This window comes from Sporosarcina sp. NPDC096371, assembly GCF_044762865.1.
Lineage (GTDB): Bacteria > Bacillota > Bacilli > Bacillales_A > Planococcaceae > Sporosarcina.
Window position 1 is genome coordinate 1 of sequence record NZ_JBIWFE010000010.1, and the last position, 19,433, is coordinate 19,433.

Annotated in this window: 18 protein-coding genes, 1 rRNA gene and 1 riboswitch; of the genes, 18 read left to right on the forward strand and 1 reads right to left on the reverse strand. The window is 43.3% G+C overall.

The features are described 5' to 3' along the window. The 17 genes from rrf to ACIQ0H_RS19445 all read left to right on the forward strand — a co-directional run. Positions 1 to 95 (forward strand): 5S ribosomal RNA (gene rrf / locus ACIQ0H_RS19365); the annotation flags it as partial. A 1,066-nt stretch (positions 96 to 1,161) separates the two neighbouring features. Further along, positions 1,162 to 1,689 carry a DUF2179 domain-containing protein gene (locus tag ACIQ0H_RS19370; RefSeq protein WP_403418486.1) on the forward strand — a complete coding sequence of 176 codons (528 nt, stop codon included), beginning with the start codon at positions 1,162 to 1,164 and terminating at the stop codon, positions 1,687 to 1,689. Beyond that, positions 1,686 to 1,874: an NETI motif-containing protein gene (locus tag ACIQ0H_RS19375; RefSeq protein ID WP_403418489.1), complete on the forward strand. Its 189-nt coding sequence runs from the start codon at positions 1,686 to 1,688 to the stop codon at positions 1,872 to 1,874. The genes ACIQ0H_RS19370 and ACIQ0H_RS19375 overlap by 4 nt, the downstream gene beginning before the upstream one ends. A gap of 88 nt (positions 1,875 to 1,962) precedes the next feature. After that, positions 1,963 to 2,062, forward strand: a riboswitch (purine riboswitch). A 220-nt stretch (positions 2,063 to 2,282) separates the two neighbouring features. After that, on the forward strand, positions 2,283 to 2,771 hold the full coding sequence (purE, locus tag ACIQ0H_RS19380; protein ID WP_403418492.1) for a 5-(carboxyamino)imidazole ribonucleotide mutase: 489 nt from the start codon (positions 2,283 to 2,285) through the stop codon (positions 2,769 to 2,771). Then, positions 2,768 to 3,886 (forward strand): 5-(carboxyamino)imidazole ribonucleotide synthase, encoded by a 1,119-nt coding sequence (purK, locus tag ACIQ0H_RS19385; protein ID WP_403418495.1) that lies wholly within the window; start codon positions 2,768 to 2,770, stop codon positions 3,884 to 3,886. Before purE ends, purK begins: the two co-directional genes overlap by 4 nt. Before the next feature lie 134 nt (positions 3,887 to 4,020). Then, positions 4,021 to 4,275 carry a phosphoribosylformylglycinamidine synthase subunit PurS gene (gene purS / locus ACIQ0H_RS19390; protein WP_403418498.1) on the forward strand — a complete coding sequence of 85 codons (255 nt, stop codon included), beginning with the start codon at positions 4,021 to 4,023 and terminating at the stop codon, positions 4,273 to 4,275. Beyond that, positions 4,272 to 4,958 (forward strand): phosphoribosylformylglycinamidine synthase subunit PurQ, encoded by a 687-nt coding sequence (gene purQ / locus ACIQ0H_RS19395; RefSeq protein ID WP_403418501.1) that lies wholly within the window; start codon positions 4,272 to 4,274, stop codon positions 4,956 to 4,958. Before purS ends, purQ begins: the two co-directional genes overlap by 4 nt. Beyond that, entirely contained in the window at positions 4,942 to 7,170 is a 2,229-nt protein-coding gene (gene purL / locus ACIQ0H_RS19400; RefSeq protein ID WP_403418810.1) for a phosphoribosylformylglycinamidine synthase subunit PurL, read from the forward strand. The genes purQ and purL overlap by 17 nt, the downstream gene beginning before the upstream one ends. Further along, a complete protein-coding gene (purF, locus tag ACIQ0H_RS19405; protein ID WP_403418504.1) occupies positions 7,146 to 8,570 on the forward strand; it encodes an amidophosphoribosyltransferase in 1,425 nt (474 codons plus the stop codon). The genes purL and purF overlap by 25 nt, the downstream gene beginning before the upstream one ends. Positions 8,571 to 8,585: 15 nt before the next feature. Then, positions 8,586 to 9,644, forward strand: coding sequence for a phosphoribosylformylglycinamidine cyclo-ligase (purM, locus tag ACIQ0H_RS19410; protein WP_403418507.1), 1,059 nt, complete (start codon positions 8,586 to 8,588; stop codon positions 9,642 to 9,644). Continuing rightward, positions 9,641 to 10,213: a phosphoribosylglycinamide formyltransferase gene (gene purN / locus ACIQ0H_RS19415; protein WP_403418510.1), complete on the forward strand. Its 573-nt coding sequence runs from the start codon at positions 9,641 to 9,643 to the stop codon at positions 10,211 to 10,213. The genes purM and purN overlap by 4 nt, the downstream gene beginning before the upstream one ends. Positions 10,214 to 10,440: 227 nt before the next feature. Continuing rightward, on the forward strand, positions 10,441 to 11,976 hold the full coding sequence (purH, locus tag ACIQ0H_RS19420) for a bifunctional phosphoribosylaminoimidazolecarboxamide formyltransferase/IMP cyclohydrolase (protein WP_403418513.1): 1,536 nt from the start codon (positions 10,441 to 10,443) through the stop codon (positions 11,974 to 11,976). A gap of 12 nt (positions 11,977 to 11,988) precedes the next feature. After that, entirely contained in the window at positions 11,989 to 13,248 is a 1,260-nt protein-coding gene (purD, locus tag ACIQ0H_RS19425) for a phosphoribosylamine--glycine ligase (RefSeq protein ID WP_403418516.1), read from the forward strand. A 160-nt stretch (positions 13,249 to 13,408) separates the two neighbouring features. Further along, positions 13,409 to 13,909, forward strand: a complete 501-nt coding sequence (locus tag ACIQ0H_RS19430) for a hypothetical protein (RefSeq protein WP_403418518.1) — start codon at positions 13,409 to 13,411, stop codon at positions 13,907 to 13,909. 167 nt (positions 13,910 to 14,076) lie between these two features. Then, the gene (locus ACIQ0H_RS19435; RefSeq protein ID WP_403418521.1) at positions 14,077 to 15,141 is read left to right on the forward strand and encodes a LytTR family transcriptional regulator DNA-binding domain-containing protein; all 1,065 of its coding nucleotides are present in this window, start codon (positions 14,077 to 14,079) and stop codon (positions 15,139 to 15,141) included. Positions 15,142 to 15,260: 119 nt separating this feature from the next. Continuing rightward, positions 15,261 to 16,109: an ABC transporter ATP-binding protein gene (locus ACIQ0H_RS19440; protein ID WP_403418524.1), complete on the forward strand. Its 849-nt coding sequence runs from the start codon at positions 15,261 to 15,263 to the stop codon at positions 16,107 to 16,109. Then, entirely contained in the window at positions 16,106 to 16,813 is a 708-nt protein-coding gene (locus ACIQ0H_RS19445; protein ID WP_403418527.1) for an ABC transporter permease, read from the forward strand. Before ACIQ0H_RS19440 ends, ACIQ0H_RS19445 begins: the two co-directional genes overlap by 4 nt. 49 nt (positions 16,814 to 16,862) lie before the next feature. Here the strand turns inward: ACIQ0H_RS19445 and ACIQ0H_RS19450 are convergent, their stop codons facing one another. Next, entirely contained in the window at positions 16,863 to 17,555 is a 693-nt protein-coding gene (locus ACIQ0H_RS19450; RefSeq protein ID WP_403418530.1) for a class I SAM-dependent methyltransferase, read from the reverse strand. Positions 17,556 to 17,707: 152 nt separating this feature from the next. Between ACIQ0H_RS19450 and ACIQ0H_RS19455 the strand changes: the two genes are divergently transcribed. Further along, positions 17,708 to 19,426, forward strand: a complete 1,719-nt coding sequence (locus tag ACIQ0H_RS19455; RefSeq protein ID WP_403418533.1) for an adenine deaminase C-terminal domain-containing protein — start codon at positions 17,708 to 17,710, stop codon at positions 19,424 to 19,426. Positions 19,427 to 19,433: the final 7 nt, after the last annotated feature.

Sequence of the window (19,433 nt, forward strand, 5' to 3'; positions counted from 1 at the left end):
GTCACACCCGTTCCCATCCCGAACACGGAAGTTAAGCTCTTCAGCGCCGATGGTAGTTGGGGGTTTCCCCCTGCAAGAGTAGGACGTCGCCGGGCGCAAGGTCATTGCCAATAGGTAGTGGCTTTTTTTGTGTTTAAAAAGTAATTATGCCATTAAATAGTGTAAAGCGCCTTGATTTTTAAAAATCAAGGCGCTTTTATTTATACTAAATTATAAAAACTCGAATTGTGGATAAGTTGCAACGTAGAGATTTTGCGTCTAGGCTCCAGTGCCTAGCCCCTCTAGTCGCTTCAGTGCGGAGGGATTGATGAACTGTATCTTCCTACTTGTCGGGGCTGAACAGGCGCTTGCGCTTTTGTTCTCTACTTGAATCAATTTCATAATTACCTATTACGTTTAAAAACCCGAACGATTATAGGACTATTCATTTAATCCATCGCCAATATTACCTACTACTTTCGTTGATTGGAGAGAAAGGCAGCGAGTCCAGCGAGAACAGCGCAAGCTGAAGAACCCACAGGAAGAGCCGTCAAGTAGAACGGCTTTTGCGACCAAAAGCAAAGCGTTGGGAGCAGCGAAACAGATGCCTTAATTTCTGCAAAAAAACGCAAAAATACGGCCAATCGAACCCTGCGCTGTTCGATTGGCTGAAGCCGTGCCCGCAGGAAGCGTAAATCAACCTTGTTCGGATATTAAGTCCAATATCTCTATTATGAAATTGATTCACTCGCATTGATATTGCTGGTAGTTGGAAAGTACTTGATTAAACGCATGGTAATGTTTGTGGGAATACTTAGTTGGAATAAGAATTATGGGGGCATAATTAGAAGTACAGTGGGGCATCGAGGGTATAAGAATAGATGAATATCTGTATAAACTGAGAACAGGCACCTTACAGTGGGACTGAGCGGCATAAAATCCGTAGTCAGAAGGGAAGTCAGCTTGATGGTGGAAGGAATCCTCCTTACTTATAGTAGGAACCTGTGAAGATATTGACTGAATCACTTCTAGAAGGCGCGGAAAAGTTATACAAACTGCTCCCTTCGTTGTCCTGTTCATACCACTATTATCAATATTCATTCAACTATTTGTCATTCTCCCCTTGAATTCACTTTCTAACAACGATAGGATAACAGTTATGCGACGAAAGGAGAAATAGCTATGCAAATGGTGCTGATCATATTCGCAATAAATATTGTCTACGTCACTTTCTTTACAGTACGCATGATTTTGACGATGAAAGGGTACAGGTATATTGCCGCTACCGTTAGTATGGTGGAGGTTGTTATTTATGTGGTAGGACTTGGTTTAGTTCTTGACAATCTTAACCAAATTCAAAACTTAGTTGCTTATGCATTAGGTTATGGGTGCGGTGTGATTATCGGTACCAAAATCGAAGAGAAGATGGCATTGGGTTACATTATGGTGAATGTGATTACTGCGGAGAAAAATTTGAAATTGCCAGCTATACTAAGAGAAAAGGGGTTTGGAGTGACAGATTGGTCCGCCAATGGTCTTGATGGTGATCGATCAGCCCTGCAGATTCTTACCCCACGTAAATCTGAACTGAACCTTTATGTGACAATTAAAGAGATTGATCCGAAGGCATTTATCATTGCATATGAGGCAAAAACGATACACGGTGGTTTCTGGTTGAAATCGGTGAAGAAAGGGAAGTTAGAAAAATGAGCCAAAAGAAAACAGTGTGGTTTGAAGTAGGAGAAGAAGAGAGTATCGATGATTGTTTGAAAAGAATGGCTGCTGATGGATACATGGTTGCTGGAAGGAAAGAAGAGCCGCTGTTTACGGAAGTGAATGGGCAATACGTTCCGGTACGGCAACTTATCAAGTTCAAAGGAATACTGACTGAGTGATAAAATGACAGAAATACGAACGATTAAAATAAAAAATATATTAACGTTCGGTTTTTAGCGTTGACGAAAGCGAAAAGTCTTGATAAAATGTGTATAGAGATAGAATCCCCATATATACTGAGGAATTGGCCTTAGTGTTTCTACCAGGGCACCGTAATGCCCGGACTATGCGGGAAAGCGACTTTTCAGGAAACGTAGCGAAAGGTGTGTGGATACCTATGGGTAAAATCATCTTAACGCATAAGTTAACGTCCTTGAATAATCTGCTTTTCATGCGTGGTGAAGAGCGGTTTATTCAAGGACGTTTTAGTTTTTTAAAAGGAAGTTCATCGATTTAGAATGACATAGGGCTTTTAGTTGGCTTATGTTCATATCGTTGAACTTTGATTATAAAGGAGCGGATTATAAGTGGAACCGAAAATCGGTGTGATCATGGGAAGCAAGAGTGACTGGGAAACAATGAAACATGCATGTGACATTTTGGACGAGCTTGCTGTTCCGTATGAGAAGAAAGTTGTCTCAGCGCATCGTACGCCTGATTTCATGTTTGAATACGCAGAACAAGCCCAGGGACGGGGAATACACGTGATTATCGCTGGAGCGGGTGGGGCAGCTCATCTTCCTGGAATGGTTGCTGCGAAAACATTACTTCCTGTGATTGGCGTGCCGGTTCAGTCTAAAGCGTTGAATGGGATGGATTCACTTCTGTCGATTGTTCAAATGCCTGGAGGCGTACCAGTTGCAACTGTTTCAATTGGTAAAGCGGGTGCTGTGAATGCTGGACTGCTTGCGGCTCAGTTCCTAGGGGTCAATAATCCTGAATTAATGAAGCGTCTTGAAGAACGTCGTCATCAAATGCGCGATATAGCATTGGAAAGTAGCGGTGATTTAGTATGAAAACCATTTTGCCTGGACAGACAATCGGAATTATCGGTGGGGGACAACTTGGTCGTATGATGGGGCTTGCCGCGAAGGAAGCCGGATTCAAAATCGCCGTACTGGATCCTGTTATGGATTCACCTTGTGGTCAAATTGCCGATATTCGAATCGTTGCTCCTTATAACGATGAAGCAGCACTTGAAGAGCTAGGCGAAGTCAGTGATGTCATTACGTATGAATTTGAAAATATCGATTATGAAGGTCTTAAAAGGCTTAGCCAAATTGCACACGTGCCACAGGGCGCTGAGCTTGTCCGGATTACACAGAACCGCATTAATGAAAAAGCGGAAATCACGGCATCGGGTGCACCTGTTGCCAACTATGTGACAGCACAGACGTATGAAGAGCTAACGTCAAAAATTGCAAGCGTAGGCTTCCCATGTATCGTCAAGACAGCATTTGGTGGTTATGACGGGAAAGGGCAAGTGAAGATTGCTTCAGAAGAAAGTTTACATGAAGCAGAACCGCTTTTTGCACATTCGGCGTGCATCGCAGAAGCATTTGTACCGTTCACAAAAGAAATTTCTGTTATTATCCAGCGCAATGCGGCAGGTCAATCCTATTGCCTACCTGTTGCTGAGAATATTCACGAGAACCATATCTTACACGAGTCCATTGTTCCTGCACGCGTAAGCCAGGGCGTTATCGCACAAGCTGAAGAGGCAGCGACGAAAATTGCTGATTATCTTGAACTTGTAGGGACATTGGCGGTTGAAATGTTTGTGCTGGAAAACGATGAAATTATCATTAATGAGTTAGCACCAAGACCTCATAATTCAGGACATTATTCAATTGAGGCTTGTAATGTATCACAATTCCATCAGCATGTCCGTGCAGTATGCGGTTGGCCACTTCGCAAGCCGAAACTATGGGCGCCATCCATTATGGTGAATGTACTTGGTCAACATGTTGCTCCACTCAAGAAAGTTGTTACGAATCATCCTGATTGGTCGATTCATCTATACGGTAAAGAAGAAGCAAAAGATAATCGTAAAATGGGCCATGTGACCATCATGACTGACGACATTGAAGAGCTGTTACAAGAGATTGAATCCACAGGTATTTGGGCTTAATAGGGGGATACTTATGATTGAGTGTTGCACACATCAGTCTATCGAAACCAATTTCAAACGGCTCCGTCTTGATTAAAATAAATTATTGACGCAGCTTTGCAAACAATCTAATTCCATTTGGGAGGAAAAAAGACATGACGAAAGTAAACGTATACGTAACACTCCGTGAAAGTGTTGTTGATCCACAAGGAATTGCAGCAAAAGAAGCGCTTCAAACGATGGGTTATCAGGAAGTCGAAAACGTCCGCATCGGAAAAATGATTGAACTTGAACTAGCTGGTTCAGCTATAGAAATCGATGCACGTGTCAAAGAAATGTGCGACAAGCTTTTAGTCAATAAAGTTATCGAAGATTACCGATACGAAATCGGGGAGGTCGCGGGCAAATGAAGTTCGCTATTCTAGTTTTCCCAGGATCGGGCTGCGATATCGACATGCATCACGCGGTAAATGAAGTACTGGGCAAAGACGCACACTATGTATGGCATACAGAAGCTAATCTTGACGGCTTTGACGCAGTCCTCATTCCAAGTGGCGCATCATATGGCGATTATCTTCGTCCGGGTGCTTTGGCGCAGAGTTCACAAGCGATTGTTAGCTTAAAGGAATTTGCAGCATCAGGTAAACCAGTTCTTGGTGTAGGTAACGGTTTCCAAATCCTTGCGGAAGCAGGTCTTCTACCAGGAGCATTCCTACGCAATAAAGGATTGAAATTCAGATCAGGCAAAGCGAAATTGACAGTCCAAAACACGGACTCTAATTTCACAGCTGGTTATGAGAATGGGCAAGAAATTACCATCCCATTTGCTCATGAATTCGGCAACTATTTTGTGGATGAAGATACTGTAGCAGATTTGAAGAATAATAACCGTATCGTCTTTACATATGCGGATGGCAATGCTGATGGTAGTACAGAAGCTATTGCGGGCGTTTTGAATGAACAAGGAAATGTACTTGGCATGATGCCGCTTCCTGAACGTGCTGTTGAGGAAATTATCGGAGGTACAGACGGATTGCCTCTATTCAATTCAATCTTGAAAAGGTGGAGTGAAAACAATGTCAGCCAAGCATGAACCGAACGCTCAGCAAATTAAAGATGAAAAGTTATACCTACAATTGGGGATGACTGACGAAGAATTCTTACGTGTAGAGGAAATGTTGGGTCGCCTTCCGAACTATACAGAAGCGGGTCTGTTCTCTGCTTTATGGTCAGAACATTGTTCATATAAAAGTTCTAAACCGGTACTTCGTAAATTCCCAACTGAAGGAACACGCGTCCTTCAAGGACCAGGTGAAGGTGCTGGGATTGTAGATATCGGTGATAACCAAGCGGTTGTATTCAAGATGGAATCACATAACTCACCGTCTGCAATCGAACCGTTTATCGGCGCGGCAACAGGTGCGGGTGGAGTTTTACGCGATGTCTTTTCTATGGGGGCACGCCCTGTAGCACTAGTTAACTCATTGCGTTTCGGGGATCTAACAGATGCACGTGATCGTTTTCTATTTGAAGAAGCGGTTGCAGGTATTGCTAGTTACGGAAATATCGTTGGTGTTCCGACGATTGCTGGCGAAGTCCAGTTCGACAACTGTTATTCCAAACGACCACTTGTAAATGCGATGGCTGTTGGTTTGTTAAATCATGAAGATATTCAAAAAGGTATTGCTTCCGGTATAGGGAATATAGTGATGTATGCAGGTGCTACAACGGGCCGTGATGGTATTAACGGCGCAACGATGTCTTCAGTTGAAGTAACAGTCGATGAAGAAGCGGAACTCCCAGTAATGCAAGCAGGGGATCCATACCTTGAAAAGCTTTTGATGGACGCATGTCTTGAACTTGTTAAATCAGAAGCGTTAATTGGGATTCAAGACATGGGAGCGGCGGGACTTACTTCGTCAGCGGCTGAAATGGCGTCAAAAGCAGGTTATGGTGTTGAATTAAATCTTGATCTTGTTCCACAACGTGAAGAAGGAATGACGGCGTATGAAATGATGCTGTCAGAATCACAGGAGCGTATGCTACTTGTTGTAAAACAAGGACGTGAACAAGAAGTTATAGATCTTTTTGCAAAATATCACGTCGAAGCGGTGTCAATTGGTAAAGTGACGGACGATAAAATGCTACGCTTACTTCATAAAGGTGAAGTGGTTGCGGAAGTTTTGGCAGACGCACTTGCGGAAGATGCACCGGTTTATCATAAAAAATCAGAGGAACCTGCTTACTTTAGAGAGTTCCAAGCAATGGAAAAGACAGAGCCTGTCGTTGCCGATTTGGATGAAACACTGAAAGCATTACTACAACGACCAACGATTGCTTCGAAAGAATGGGTTTATAACCAATTCGATACACAAGCACGTTCCAACACGATTGTTGCACCAGGTTCATCTGCAGGTGTTATCCGTGTCGGTGGCACGAATAAAGGACTTGCAATGACTTCTGATTGTAACTCACGTTTTGTCTATCTAGATCCAGAAACTGGCGGTAAAATTGCAGTAGCGGAAGCAGCACGTAATCTTATTTGTTCAGGCGCAGAGCCGATTGCGATTACAGATTGCCTAAACTTCGGTAGCGCGGACAAGCCGGAAGTATTCTGGCAGTTTGAGAAATCAGCTGAAGGAATTTCAGAAGCATGTCGTAAATTGAATGCACCAGTTATTAGTGGTAATGTGTCATTATCTAATGAAGTGAATGGTGTTCCAATTTACCCAACACCAACAATTGGTATGGTTGGTATCGTCCATGACCTATCTGAAACGACAACAACTGCATTCAAAAACGCAGGCGATGCGATTTACTTAATCGGTGAAGTGGCAACTGAATTTGGAGGCAGTGAACTTCAACAGATGACAGATGGTACAATTTCTGGTCAAGCACCAGCAATCGACCTTGACATTGAAGCAGCTCGTCAACAACAACTTCTTGCTGCCATCCAAAACAAACTCGTTCAATCTGCAACGGATCTATCCGAAGGTGGTTTCGCAGTTGCATTGTGTGAAAAAGCATTCGATGCAGAAGGACTTGGCGCGGAAGTTACAATCGCGGGTTCTGCTGTAACAGCATTGTTCAGTGAAACGCAATCACGTTTCCTTGTAACTGTAAAAGAAGAAAATATGGTAGCATTTGAAAAAGCTGTGGCAGATGCCGTGAAAATCGGTGTAGTAACGGATAGTAATCAAATCGTTATTCATGGTGAAAATGGAATGTTAATCAACGGGGCGGTTGAAGAATACCGTTCTGCTTGGAAAGGAGCTATCCAATGCTTGCTGAACTCAGAGGCTTAAACGAAGAGTGCGGTGTGTTTGGCATTTGGGGGCATGAAGATGCGGCGCAGATCAGTTATTATGGTCTGCACGCTCTACAACACCGGGGACAAGAAGGAGCCGGGATCGTTACGAAGGAAGGCAAAAAGTTTCATGTGATTAAAGGCGAAGGCCTTGTTAATGAAGTGTTTTCCGGTAATGAGATTAACGATTTAAAAGGAAATGCGGCAATTGCGCAAGTTCGCTATTCGACGGATAACGGCCGTGGAATTGAAAATGTTCAACCGCTTGTTTTTCGCTCAACAACAGGTAGCCTTTCGGTCGCTCACAATGGAAACATTGTGAATGCGGTCGAACTACGAGAGCATCTTGAACGCCAAGGTAGCATTTTTCAGACGAACTCTGATACAGAAGTGTTGGCGCATCTAATTAAGAGAAGCAGCGGATCTTTAACGCAGCGCGACCGTGTGAAAAAAGCATTGTCGATGTTAAAAGGTGCGTTTGCGTTTGTAATATTGACTGATGATGGATTGATGGTTGCGCAGGATCCGAACGGTCTACGTCCACTGTCCCTTGGGAAATTGGGAGATGCGTGGGTCGTAGCATCTGAGACATGTGCGTTCGATATTATTGGCGCGGAATGGATTCGTTCGGTAGAGCCGGGAGAACTAATCATTATTAATGATAAAGGCCTTCAGTCGGACCGATTTGCTCAAGCTGCGGACTCAGCTATGTGTTCGATGGAATACGTCTATTTTGCACGCCCCGATTCGGATATTGACGGTATTAATATTCACATGGCTCGGAAGCGTTGCGGTAAACAGCTTGCACGTGAAATAGCTCATATTGAAGCAGATGTTGTCACGGGTGTACCCGATTCAAGTATTTCGGCAGCTATAGGTTTTTCTGAGGAAAGTGGAATTCCCTATGAACTTGGTCTTATTAAAAATCGTTATGTCGGACGGACATTCATCCAACCGACACAGGAGATGCGCGAAAAAGGCGTGAAGATGAAACTTTCTCCAGTTCAGCAAGTTGTGAACGGTAAACGAGTTGTCATGGTGGATGATTCGATTGTTCGCGGCACCACATCGAAAAGGATTGTCAATCTGTTGAAAGAAGCAGGTGCGACGGAAGTTCACGTCGTCATTGCGTCCCCACCACTAGTCAGTCCATGTTTCTATGGCGTTGATATAAGTACCGATTCAGAATTGATCGCGACAAACAGGTCAATTGATGAAATTCGAGAACTTATTGGCGCAGATTCGCTTACATTCCTATCTGCTGATGGGATGCTTAAAGCTATTGGACGTTCAGATAGTATGAAAAATTGTGGGCAATGTTTGGCTTGTTTCACGGGAGAGTATCCTACAGAAATCTATTCAGATACAGTACTACCACATAAAAAAGAAATCGTTTGATAGGGAGGCTTTTACATGTCGAAGGCGTATGAAAGTGCAGGGGTAAATATTGAAGCTGGCTACGAGTCAGTTGAACGGATGAAGTCGCACGTTGCACGTACTGCACGTAAGGGTGTTGCGGGAACATTTGGCGGTTTCGGAGGCATGTTCGATCTTTCTGCACTCGATTATAAAGAGCCGGTTCTTATTTCAGGTACAGATGGTGTCGGAACAAAGTTGAAGCTAGCATTTATGGCTGATAAGCATGACACAATCGGTATTGACTGTGTCGCTATGTGTGTCAATGATATTGTCGCGCAAGGCGCAGAACCGCTTTACTTCCTTGATTACATCGCACTTGGAAAAGCTGTTCCTGCAAAGGTTGAAGCGATTGTTAAAGGAATTGCAGATGGTTGTGTACAATCAGGCGCAGCGCTAATCGGCGGAGAAACAGCAGAAATGCCGGGTCTTTATGAAATCGATGAGTACGATCTTGCTGGCTTTGCAGTTGGAGCTTGTGAAAAAAGTAAAATTGTCACAGGTGAAAAAGTGGCTGTAGGCGACGTCCTTGTTGGGATCGCTTCAAGCGGTATTCACTCAAACGGTTACTCACTGGTTCGTAAAATCGTTCTTGAAGATAATGGCTATGCAATTGATGGTGTTATCGATGGGTACGAGGATCTTGGAACAGTTGGCGATGCACTTCTTGAGCCGACGAAAATCTATGCGAAGCCTGTTCTACAAATGCACCAAGAATTGGACGTTCATTCAATGGGCCATATTACGGGTGGAGGATTCTTCGAAAACTTACCACGTATGTTTGCCGATGGATTTGGAACAGAAATTGACCTAGGTTCATGGCCAGTGCTTCCTGTATTCAACATGCTGAAAGAAAAAGGTCAGTTGTTGGATAAAGATCTATACAGCGTATTCAACATGGGTGTTGGTTTTGCCATTGCACTTCCAGCTGATCAAGCGGATCGTGCGATTGCCATTGCTGAACAACATGGCGAAAAAGCGTACAAAATCGGTCGCGTGGTAGCAGGTGTTGGTGTAACGTTCACAGGCGAGCATGATGGAAGTCTTTCCAAATGACAAACAAAATGAAAATTGCCGTTTTCGCATCAGGAAGCGGCAGTAATTTTGCAGCAATCGAAGAGGCCAGCCGTAACGGTGAGCTGAACGCTGAAATCGTCCTGATGGTGACGAATAAGCCGGAAGCTTTTGTTGTCGAGCGTGCCGAAAAAGCGGGCATCCCAGTTGCAGCATTACGACCAAAAGATTTCGACTCGAAAGATACATACGAAGAAGCGATTCTTGAAGCACTTCGCGAAGCAGGCGCGGAATGGCTTGTCTTGGCGGGCTATATGCGCCTTGTTGGGCAACCGCTATTGGCGGCGTACCCTTCCCGTATTGTGAATATCCATCCATCGCTGCTTCCATCATTTCCAGGAAAAGATGCGATTGAACAAGCCGTTGAGCATGGCGTGAAAGTAACGGGTGTCACCGTTCACCTTGTGGATGAGGGAATGGATACAGGACCGATTCTTGCACAACGTGCGGTGGATGTCATAGACGGCGATGCAGCCAAGACTGCCGAAGCGATCCATGCTGTTGAACATGATCTATATAAAGAAACATTAAATAGACTATTTAGCCGGTAACTTTTTACCGGCTTTACTTATATATTAGTTGAGCTTATGGATGTGAATACCAATCCAGCGAAGGCGCCTACTTGGGGTAGCCGGAGTAAGAAGACGGACAGTGGTTTTCTGTCTGGCGTCTTGCGGGAGGCATCCCCTAGCGCCAAGCGAATTTCAGAGGAATCAATAATTCAACTAACCTTAATAAAACATATATTTCAGTACTACCAAAAATGGAGGGTTTATTCGTGAAAAAACGTGCACTGCTTAGCGTATCGGACAAAAGTGGTATTTTGGAATTTGCAAAAGTGTTGGAAGGTCTTGGGTATGAGCTATTATCTACAGGTGGAACAATGAAGCACTTGGCGGACAATGGCGTCGCAGTAACAGCTGTCGACGCAGTAACAGGCTTCCCTGAAATTATGGAAGGCCGTGTAAAAACACTCAATCCAATGATTCACGGCGGACTTCTTGCAAAACAAGACGATCCATCTCACCAAGCACAAATGGAAGAACACGGCATTCAGCCAATCGATATCGTTTGTGTAAACTTATACCCGTTCAAAGAAACGATTTCAAAACCAGATGTTTCGACTGACGATGCAATCGAAAATATCGATATCGGTGGACCAGCTATGCTTCGTGCTTCTGCAAAAAACCATGCGTACGTGACAGTAATCGTCGACGCGGTAGATTACGAGCAAGTTATTGCCGAGCTAACAGCAGATGGCAAAACGACACTTGAAACACGCAGACGTCTTGCGGCGAAAGTATTCCGTCATACAGCAGCATACGATGCGCTCATTTCCGGTTATCTAACGGATCTTGCGGGCGAAGAATTCCCGGAGCAGGTTACGTATACATACGAACTAAAACAACCACTCCGTTATGGTGAGAACCCTCATCAAAAAGCAGCATTCTATAGCCGTCCACTTGGTTCTGATTTCTCCATTGCCTATGCAGAGCAATTGCACGGTAAAGAGTTGTCGTATAACAATATCCAAGATGCAAACGCAGCGATCCAAATCGTTAAAGAATTCGAAGGACCTGCTGCTGTTGCCGTGAAGCATATGAATCCTTGTGGTGTTGGAACGGGCGAAACGATCTTTGATGCGTTCAATAAAGCATACGAAGCAGACTCGACTTCTATCTTCGGTGGCATTATTGCCTTAAACCGTGAAGTAGATGCAGCAACTGCGGAGAAACTATCAGGTATTTTCCTTGAAATTATCATTGCACCTGCTTTCACGCAAGAGGCGATTGAGATCTTGACGCAGAAGAAAAACATTCGCTTGATGACGATTTCATTTGATCAATACAAAAAAGATAAATGGAACACAGTATCTGTTGAAGGCGGATTGTTAATGCAAGAACCAGATGCTTATGGTTTTGCAGATGCAACGATCAAAGTGGCAACGGACCGTGAACCGACGGAAGCTGAATGGGAAGCGATGAAATTGGGCTGGGCAGTTGTGAAGCATGTCAAGTCGAATGCCATCGTTGTATCTGATGACAACATGACATTAGGTGTTGGTGCTGGGCAAATGAACCGTGTTGGCGCAGCGAATATTGCACTTACACAAGCGGGTGAACGTGCGAAAGGTGCAGCACTTGCATCGGATGCATTTTTCCCAATGGATGATACGGTCGAAGCAGCAGCGAAAGCGGGCATTACGGCAATTATCCAACCTGGTGGATCTGTAAAAGACGAAGACTCTATTAAAAAAGCTAATGAATACGGGATTACGATGGTATTCACAGGCGTTCGTCATTTCAAACATTGAGGAGGAAATGGATTGAATATACTTGTTATCGGGAGTGGCGGCCGCGAGCACGCGATTGCTAGACAGTTCAATGTCTCCCCTTCAGTTAAGAAAGTATTTGTAGCACCAGGTAATGATGGTATGAAAAATGATGCGGAATGCGTACAAATTGATGCATTCGATTTTGCAGCATTGGTGTCGTTTGCAAAAGAAAATCATGTAGATCTGACATTTGTCGGTCCTGAACAACCGCTTGGTGAAGGAATCGTCGATTATTTTGCGGAACATGGTCTGAAGGCTTTTGGGCCGACAAAAGCGGCAGCGCTAATCGAAGGCAGTAAATCGTTCGCCAAAGATTTAATGGCCAAGTACAATATTCCGACAGCTGACTCTGGAACGTTTACCGATGCAGAAGAAGCGAAGGCGTATATTCGTGAAAACGGAGCGCCAATCGTTGTAAAAGCAGACGGTCTTGCGGCAGGGAAAGGTGTTATCGTTGCGATGACACTGGACGAAGCACTACATGCAGTTGACGATATGATTGGTAACCAGAAGTTTGGTGAATCTTCATCACGTGTCGTCATTGAGGAATTCTTGGAAGGTGAAGAATTCTCTTATATGTCATTCGTCCACGACGGACAGATTTACCCAATGGTAGTAGCACAAGACCATAAACGTGCCTATGACGGTGATCGCGGGCCGAATACTGGGGGGATGGGTGCCTATTCGCCAGTACCACAAATTTCGGACGCAGTCGTGCAAGAAGCTTATGACAAAGTGGTTGTTCCAACTGTTGAAGCTATGGCTGCGGAAGGGACTCCATTTACAGGAATTTTATATGCGGGGTTAATCCTCACAGATAAAGGACCGAAAGTCATTGAATTCAATGCTCGTTTCGGAGATCCAGAAACACAAGTCGTTCTTCCACGGATGGCATCTGATTTTGGTGAATTCATGGCAGCGCTAATGGATAGCAAACCATATGATCTTAAGTGGCATGACGAAGCAATGTTAGGCGTTGTCATTGCAGCGGACGGATATCCGGGAACCCCTGAAAAAGGTGCTGCATTGCCTAATCTGGATGCTTTGTTGGCGCAAGGTTTGGATGTCTTCCATGCAGGTACGAAAGCGAGTGGCACTGAATTTGTCGGCAACGGCGGTCGTGTACTTCTTGTCACTGCACAGGCAGATTCGTTAAAAGAAGCACAAGACAAAGTATACAAAGGATTGTCTGAGCTTGAATGGAACGGTTTCTTCTATAGAAGAGATATCGGCTGGCGTACGTTTGAATAAAAATAGCCCTCAAAATCATCAGATGATGGTTTGAGGGCTATTTTTATTAATGGAAAGCTATATACAAATCGTACTCAAGGAGCTATAAGATCTAGTATTTCATATGCTAAAGATAAAATCCTTTTTTTTTGTGATTCACAATTGGAATGGAGGTAAAGCGATGAATGAAAAATTAGAACTATGGGAACCGCTCACGGAAAATCCTTTTTGTAATTTAAAAAATCAATTGCATTTTTATGATATGAGTTGCTTGCATAATTTTATTTTAGTGTTTGAAGAAGCAGGAAGTTCAAGGTTGTATGTGTTTATATATGAAAATCTTAAAAAGGATACGGCTGTTATCTCGTTTCGTTTTTATCCATTATTAACACGTTCTGATTTCGATCAGTTAGCAATTAATTTTTGGAAGGAAAGAGAAGAAACTGGAGCTCATTCACTTTCATATGAACCGATGTTTTTTAAAGTTTGTTATTCAAGTTGGATTTCTGGGTATGATAGTATTTTTCCGGCAAGAGTACAGTTGAATCCAGAGGCTGAGCACCATGCATATGTGACTTCTGATTATTATATTGAAGTAATGAGTGAGCAAGAACCGATTGTGAGAATTATGGAGAAGGAAGAATGGAAAAAAATTCGTAATTCCCTATTGGATGTTATGTGAAAGATTTTATCGAACAGATATCGACGGATGTAGATTTGAATAAACAAGAAGACCATTTTCTTAGGAATGAGAGAATGGTCTTTTTCTGTTTTACAAAATATATAGTTGCAGGATTTTATTGGTTATTTATACTTAAGATAATACAAGAATAGAAAGGTGAAGAGAAGATGGGTTTGCGATTTACGAATGTTGAGAAGAGATTGAACGATTCACTCATATTCTCCGTATTTAATTTATCCGTAGATAGGGGTCAAATTACGGCAATTTACTCGAGTCTTAATGTGCGCAGCACGCTTCTACAGATGCTGACTAAGGAGATGCCTATTTTAAATGGTGAGATATACATAAGTAATGCTGAGATTTCGAAAGTCCATCTTTCGGATATTGGTTTTTCATTTCTTAATGAAGCGTTATATGAGCGATTGACGGTTGCGGAACAGATTGATCTTTATCGAAAACTTTACAATACAAATGAAGCAACTTCAGTGATTTTGCGAAAAGTTCATCTGGAAGAGAAAAGAAATGTCAGGATAAAGAAACTATCTTATTCTGAGCAAAGACGAATCCAATTTGGGAGGCTCCTTATTCAAAATCCTGACATACTCATTTTTGAAGAACCTGACCAAAACATCGACATTGAAACACAACGCGTATTGATGATTATGTTGGAAGAGTTGCGTGCGAAAGGGAAAAGTATACTCATTCTCACGGGTAATATGGAGAGTGCGGTTACTTTGGCAGATAAGGTATTTAAATTGGATGAAAGCGGTTTGCACGAAATTCAAATGGCAGAGGAAATTGAAGAGGATAACCCTACTATTGAAGTTGAGGAAGAACAATCTTCAGCTTTGGAAGCAAGCACCGAAATAGAAAAACCAGACATTCAACCAGTTCGATTTGAAAAAATTCCGACGAAGGTCAATGAAAAAATCGTCCTCTTTGATCCACCTGAAATAGATTATATTGAAAGCAATGATGGTCAGTCGTTCCTTCATATAAACGGGGAAGCATTTCCAACGATGTTCACGATGAACGAACTTGAAGGGCGTTTACAACTTTTTGGTTTCTTCCGTTGTCACCGTTCCTATATCGTCAATCTTCAAAAAGTCCGTGAAGTCATTACATGGACGAGAAATAGTTACAGTCTGATTTTGGATGATGAAAAAAAGTCCAACATCCCCCTCTCCAAAACGAAAATGGCCGAATTAAAAGTGATGTTGGGCCTGAAATAAGCTCCATTCACCCCCAAAAAGGCTCTTTTCACGGGAAATATGATGTTTTTGCGCCGAAAACGACCTAATCTAAAGGTGTAGCAACCAAACAACGACTTGCACATTTTAGGGGGAGTACAATGGAAAACATCATTGAAGTTCAATCATTGGAGAAAGTTTTCGCGAATCAGACGGCACTTGAGGACGTCAATTTCCACGTAAAAAAGGGAGAGATTTTTGGCTTTCTCGGTCCGAGTGGTTCGGGAAAAACGACAACAATTAAAATACTAACAGGTCAATTAAACCAGACGAGCGGAAAAGCAACTGTCTTCGGAGAACCGGTTTCGGGGATGAAAAAGGGAAATTCAAGAAAGAAAATCGGGGTACTGACAGACAACAGTGGCTTATATGGTAGGCTATCCATTTATGATAATTTGAAGCTCTATTGTGAGCTATATGAAGTACCGCAACAACGAATTGACGAAGTGTTAGCGATTGTTAATCTGACAAGCGAAAAGAAGAAAGTCGTTTCAAAGCTATCAAAAGGAATGCTTCAACGTGTAACACTGGCACGAACATTATTACATGAACCGGAGCTATTATTTCTCGATGAACCGACGTCTGCACTTGATCCGACGAATTCGCAACATATTCATGAAGGGTTGCGTGAATTGAAAGCACGGGGGACAACAATCTTCCTAACCACTCATGACATGAACGAAGCTGAGTTGCTTTGTGATCGAGTCGCATTTTTAAACAAAGGGAAAATTCGATTGATGGATGAACCAGGGAAATTAAGAAAACAGTATTCCGATTCAACAATGACGGTCGAGTTGAAAAACAATGAAAAAGTCGTGTTGAAGAGTACGGCTGAAGATGCCGGGCAATTGTTCAACTATATGTCGTCAAACAACGTCGTGGCCATTCATACAAACGAACCAACATTAGGCGATATTTTCGTCGAAGTGACAGGGAGGAAACTATCATGACATTTTCAATGAAACGCGTAAACGCTATTTTTCAGAAAGACTTCAAGGATATTTCAAGAAACTCAGCTGTTTCGATTACAGCGCTCATGCCCCTTATACTCGCTTTTATCTATGGGAAAATGGGTAATTTAACAATTGAAGCGCATTACTTGATTATTAATTTTACGATGGTGACTGTAGGTTCATTTGTCCAATGTAGTCTTCTTGCGGAAGAGAAAGAAAAGAACACGCTACGTGGGCTTATGCTTTCCCCTGCTTCAACGTTAGAAATTCTTGGCGGAAAAAGTTTGCTAAGCTTTATCGCAACAATGGTTGTAGTTGTACTTGGGGCTTTTTTAACGGGATATTCTCCTGAGAATCTGTTCGTTATCGTTGTAGCAATCATGTTAGGTTCTTTCTTTTTCATTGGTTTGGGGACACTTCTGGGACTGTTCGCTAAGTCAGTTATGGAAGCTTCAGTAATTGCTTTACCTTTTATATTTCTATTTAGCTTCGGATCGATGCTCACGGTATTTGCAGATAAATACCCTATCCTAAAAGCGGTGGATTATTTGCCGAATACACAACTGCAAGACATTGCAGTAAAGGTTGAAAGTGGCGTCGGGCTTGGTGGAGTATGGATGAATTTCGGTGTCATTGCACTTTGGGTTATTGGTGTTTTTGCATTGACAGTTATTGTGTTCAAGAAAAAAAGAATGGATTAAAGGTGAAAAATCCCTTTGCTAAATTTCACAAGCAAAGGGATAGTCCTGTTTACTCAGCGGTACAAATCCAACCACCGAACATATTCGTCGTGAAGAACTTGGCGATCCGACCAAATCTAGCTTCACGAAGCAAACCGACAATCTCCTCTTCAGGAATAAAGGAAAGTGCACGGACGGCTTCCTCCATCTCATCGACTTCTGTTTGTGTTAATGTTGTAGCATCAAGCCAGTATGCTTTCCAAAGTGCAAATAACTCATCGAATGCTGGATCATTTGGATTGCCGTACATAGTTGCCAAAACGAATGGTGCGCCAGGTGCTAGATGGTGCCTGATCTTTTTCAACAGCTGCCGTTTCTCGGCGATATCGCTAATGAAATGCAGGACAAGCATACATGTTGCTGCCTCGAACAATACGCCTTCCTCGACATCATCAACAGTACCTTCGATAAATTCCACGCGGTCTGTCATCTCTAAATCGTGCACTTTCATGCGGGCAAAATCGAGCATAGGCGGTGCAGGATCCACGGCGGTAAATGTCCAGTCAGGATTTGTCGGTCCTAACGTGGCGAGTTCAGTGCCACCACCGGCTCCGACGATTAAGACGTTTGCTTGCTGTGCTGTATGTGCACGAAGATAAGCCTGTACAAGCTTGAACATGGAATCGTAGGTAGGCAATGTCCGACGTACGCCTTTGTCATACTCTGCCGCCATTTCTTTATCAAACTTCATTTTTTCAGTCATGTCATCAAATCCAATCGATTGTAGTACTCTAGTATTTCGTCACAAGGCGGAAGAATCCTTTTCTGAATAAGCGCACAACAGTCTCTATTTATTTCCCCAATGCTATGCTAGGATAAATACAAGGGATACGTTACTGCAAAGGAGTGGTCTATATGTGGGAACATCAAGAAATTCAGGGACAAATACATATCATCAATGGTAAAAAAGCGCCGGATCTCATTATTACTAATGCCGAATATTTGCATGCGATCTATAAAACATGGATGACAGGCAACATTTGGATCGCCGGAGATCGTATCGTCTATGCGGGTAAGGAAATGCCGCCGATGACGGAAGGGGCGGAGATCGTCGATGCTGCGGGCAAGAAAATTGTATCCGGTTACATTGAGCCACATGTTCATCCGTTTCAGTTGTATAACCCGGTAACGTTTGCAGAGTATGCAGGTCGACTTGGAACGACGACGTTCATTTCAGATAACCTTGTCCTCTTTATGTCGCTCGATCATGCAACCTCTTTTTCTATGCTCGATCAATTCAATGAACTGCCGTTTTCATTTTACTGGTGGGCGCGGTTTGATTCGCAGACGGTCCTTCAGAACGAAAAGGAGCTATTCAACCCAACAGCTGTTAAACAGTGGATTGACCGTCCAGAAGTACTGATAGGCGGCGAATTGACAGGTTGGCCACGTCTGATGGCAGGAGATCCGAATATGTTTGCTTCTGTTCAAGCTACAAAAGTGGCGGGTAAGAAAATTGAAGGTCATTTTCCAGGGGCATCTGAACGTACACTAACAAGGATGCGACTTCTCGGGGCAGATGGCGATCATGAAGCGATGACAGTAGAGGAAGTGGAGTCGCGATTATTGCATGGCTTTGGGGTGACGCTTCGCCATTCATCGATACGTCCAGACCTACCGCATCTATTGAAGGCGATTGTCGACAAAGAGTTGAACGTGTTTGATCACTTAATGATGACAACAGATGGAGCAACGCCTTCATTCTATAGGGATGGCGTAATGGATAAGTGTATCCATGTTGCGCTTGAAGCAGGGGTATCGCCAATCGATGCCTATCAGATGGCGTCATATAATGTAGCGCGCTACCATGATATGACCGACTTGCACGGTATGATTGCGACGGGCCGGTATGCAACCTTAAACTTCCTTGAGGATGAATACAATCCGGTACCAACGGATGTTTTATCCAAAGGCAAGTGGTTGAAACGTGACGGTCAATCGACAGCACCATTCCCGACCATCGATTGGTCGGTGGTAGACAAGTTTGCGCCAGCATTTGATCTGGAGGAAGCTGATTTTACGTTTAACGACTCACTCGGTCTTGAAATGGTGAATGACGTCATTACGAAACCGTACAAGGTGACCATCGATACGTCGGTAGAAAAACTTGCGGATGATCACGATGAAAGTTTTTTAATGTTGGTTGATCGACAAGGAAAATGGCGCGTTAATACACTTCTTAAAGGATTTTCCACATCTGTTCAGGGCTTTGCTTCGTCATATTCTAACACGGGCGATATTATCTTAATTGGGAATGACAAAAAAGAAATGCTGAATGCTTTCAATGAAATCAAACGAATAGGCGGCGGCATGGTGCTCTTTGAGGAAGGCAGTATTGTTGCGACGGCTCCGTTGTCCATTGGCGGTGGGGTATCGGCAGAGCCAGTAGAGACAGTCATACAACAAGAGTTGGCACTGAAGAAAGCGCTAAAAGAGCGTGGATATCGACATGGCGATGCCGTGTATACATTCCTGTTCTTGCAATCTACTCATCTGCCATACATCCGCGTAACGCAAATGGGATTGTTTGATGTGATGAAAAATGAAATAATTATTCCGGTAACGGAAAGGTAGGGGGACG

What these genes read in the sequence shown, in the direction of transcription:
- ACIQ0H_RS19370 (WP_403418486.1), top strand. Translation starts at nt 1,162, where the DNA reads ATGCAAATGGTGCTGATCATATTCGCAATAAATATTGTCTACGTCACT.
- ACIQ0H_RS19375 (WP_403418489.1), top strand. Translation starts at nt 1,686, where the DNA reads ATGAGCCAAAAGAAAACAGTGTGGTTTGAAGTAGGAGAAGAAGAGAGT.
- purK (WP_403418495.1), top strand. Translation starts at nt 2,768, where the DNA reads ATGAAAACCATTTTGCCTGGACAGACAATCGGAATTATCGGTGGGGGA.
- purS (WP_403418498.1), top strand. Translation starts at nt 4,021, where the DNA reads ATGACGAAAGTAAACGTATACGTAACACTCCGTGAAAGTGTTGTTGAT.
- purQ (WP_403418501.1), top strand. Translation starts at nt 4,272, where the DNA reads ATGAAGTTCGCTATTCTAGTTTTCCCAGGATCGGGCTGCGATATCGAC.
- purL (WP_403418810.1), top strand. Translation starts at nt 4,942, where the DNA reads ATGTCAGCCAAGCATGAACCGAACGCTCAGCAAATTAAAGATGAAAAG.
- purF (WP_403418504.1), top strand. Translation starts at nt 7,146, where the DNA reads ATGCTTGCTGAACTCAGAGGCTTAAACGAAGAGTGCGGTGTGTTTGGC.
- purM (WP_403418507.1), top strand. Translation starts at nt 8,586, where the DNA reads ATGTCGAAGGCGTATGAAAGTGCAGGGGTAAATATTGAAGCTGGCTAC.
- purN (WP_403418510.1), top strand. Translation starts at nt 9,641, where the DNA reads ATGACAAACAAAATGAAAATTGCCGTTTTCGCATCAGGAAGCGGCAGT.
- ACIQ0H_RS19430 (WP_403418518.1), top strand. Translation starts at nt 13,409, where the DNA reads ATGAATGAAAAATTAGAACTATGGGAACCGCTCACGGAAAATCCTTTT.
- ACIQ0H_RS19435 (WP_403418521.1), top strand. Translation starts at nt 14,077, where the DNA reads ATGGGTTTGCGATTTACGAATGTTGAGAAGAGATTGAACGATTCACTC.
- ACIQ0H_RS19440 (WP_403418524.1), top strand. Translation starts at nt 15,261, where the DNA reads ATGGAAAACATCATTGAAGTTCAATCATTGGAGAAAGTTTTCGCGAAT.
- ACIQ0H_RS19445 (WP_403418527.1), top strand. Translation starts at nt 16,106, where the DNA reads ATGACATTTTCAATGAAACGCGTAAACGCTATTTTTCAGAAAGACTTC.
- ACIQ0H_RS19450 (WP_403418530.1), bottom strand. Translation starts at nt 17,555, where the DNA reads ATGACTGAAAAAATGAAGTTTGATAAAGAAATGGCGGCAGAGTATGAC.
- ACIQ0H_RS19455 (WP_403418533.1), top strand. Translation starts at nt 17,708, where the DNA reads ATGTGGGAACATCAAGAAATTCAGGGACAAATACATATCATCAATGGT.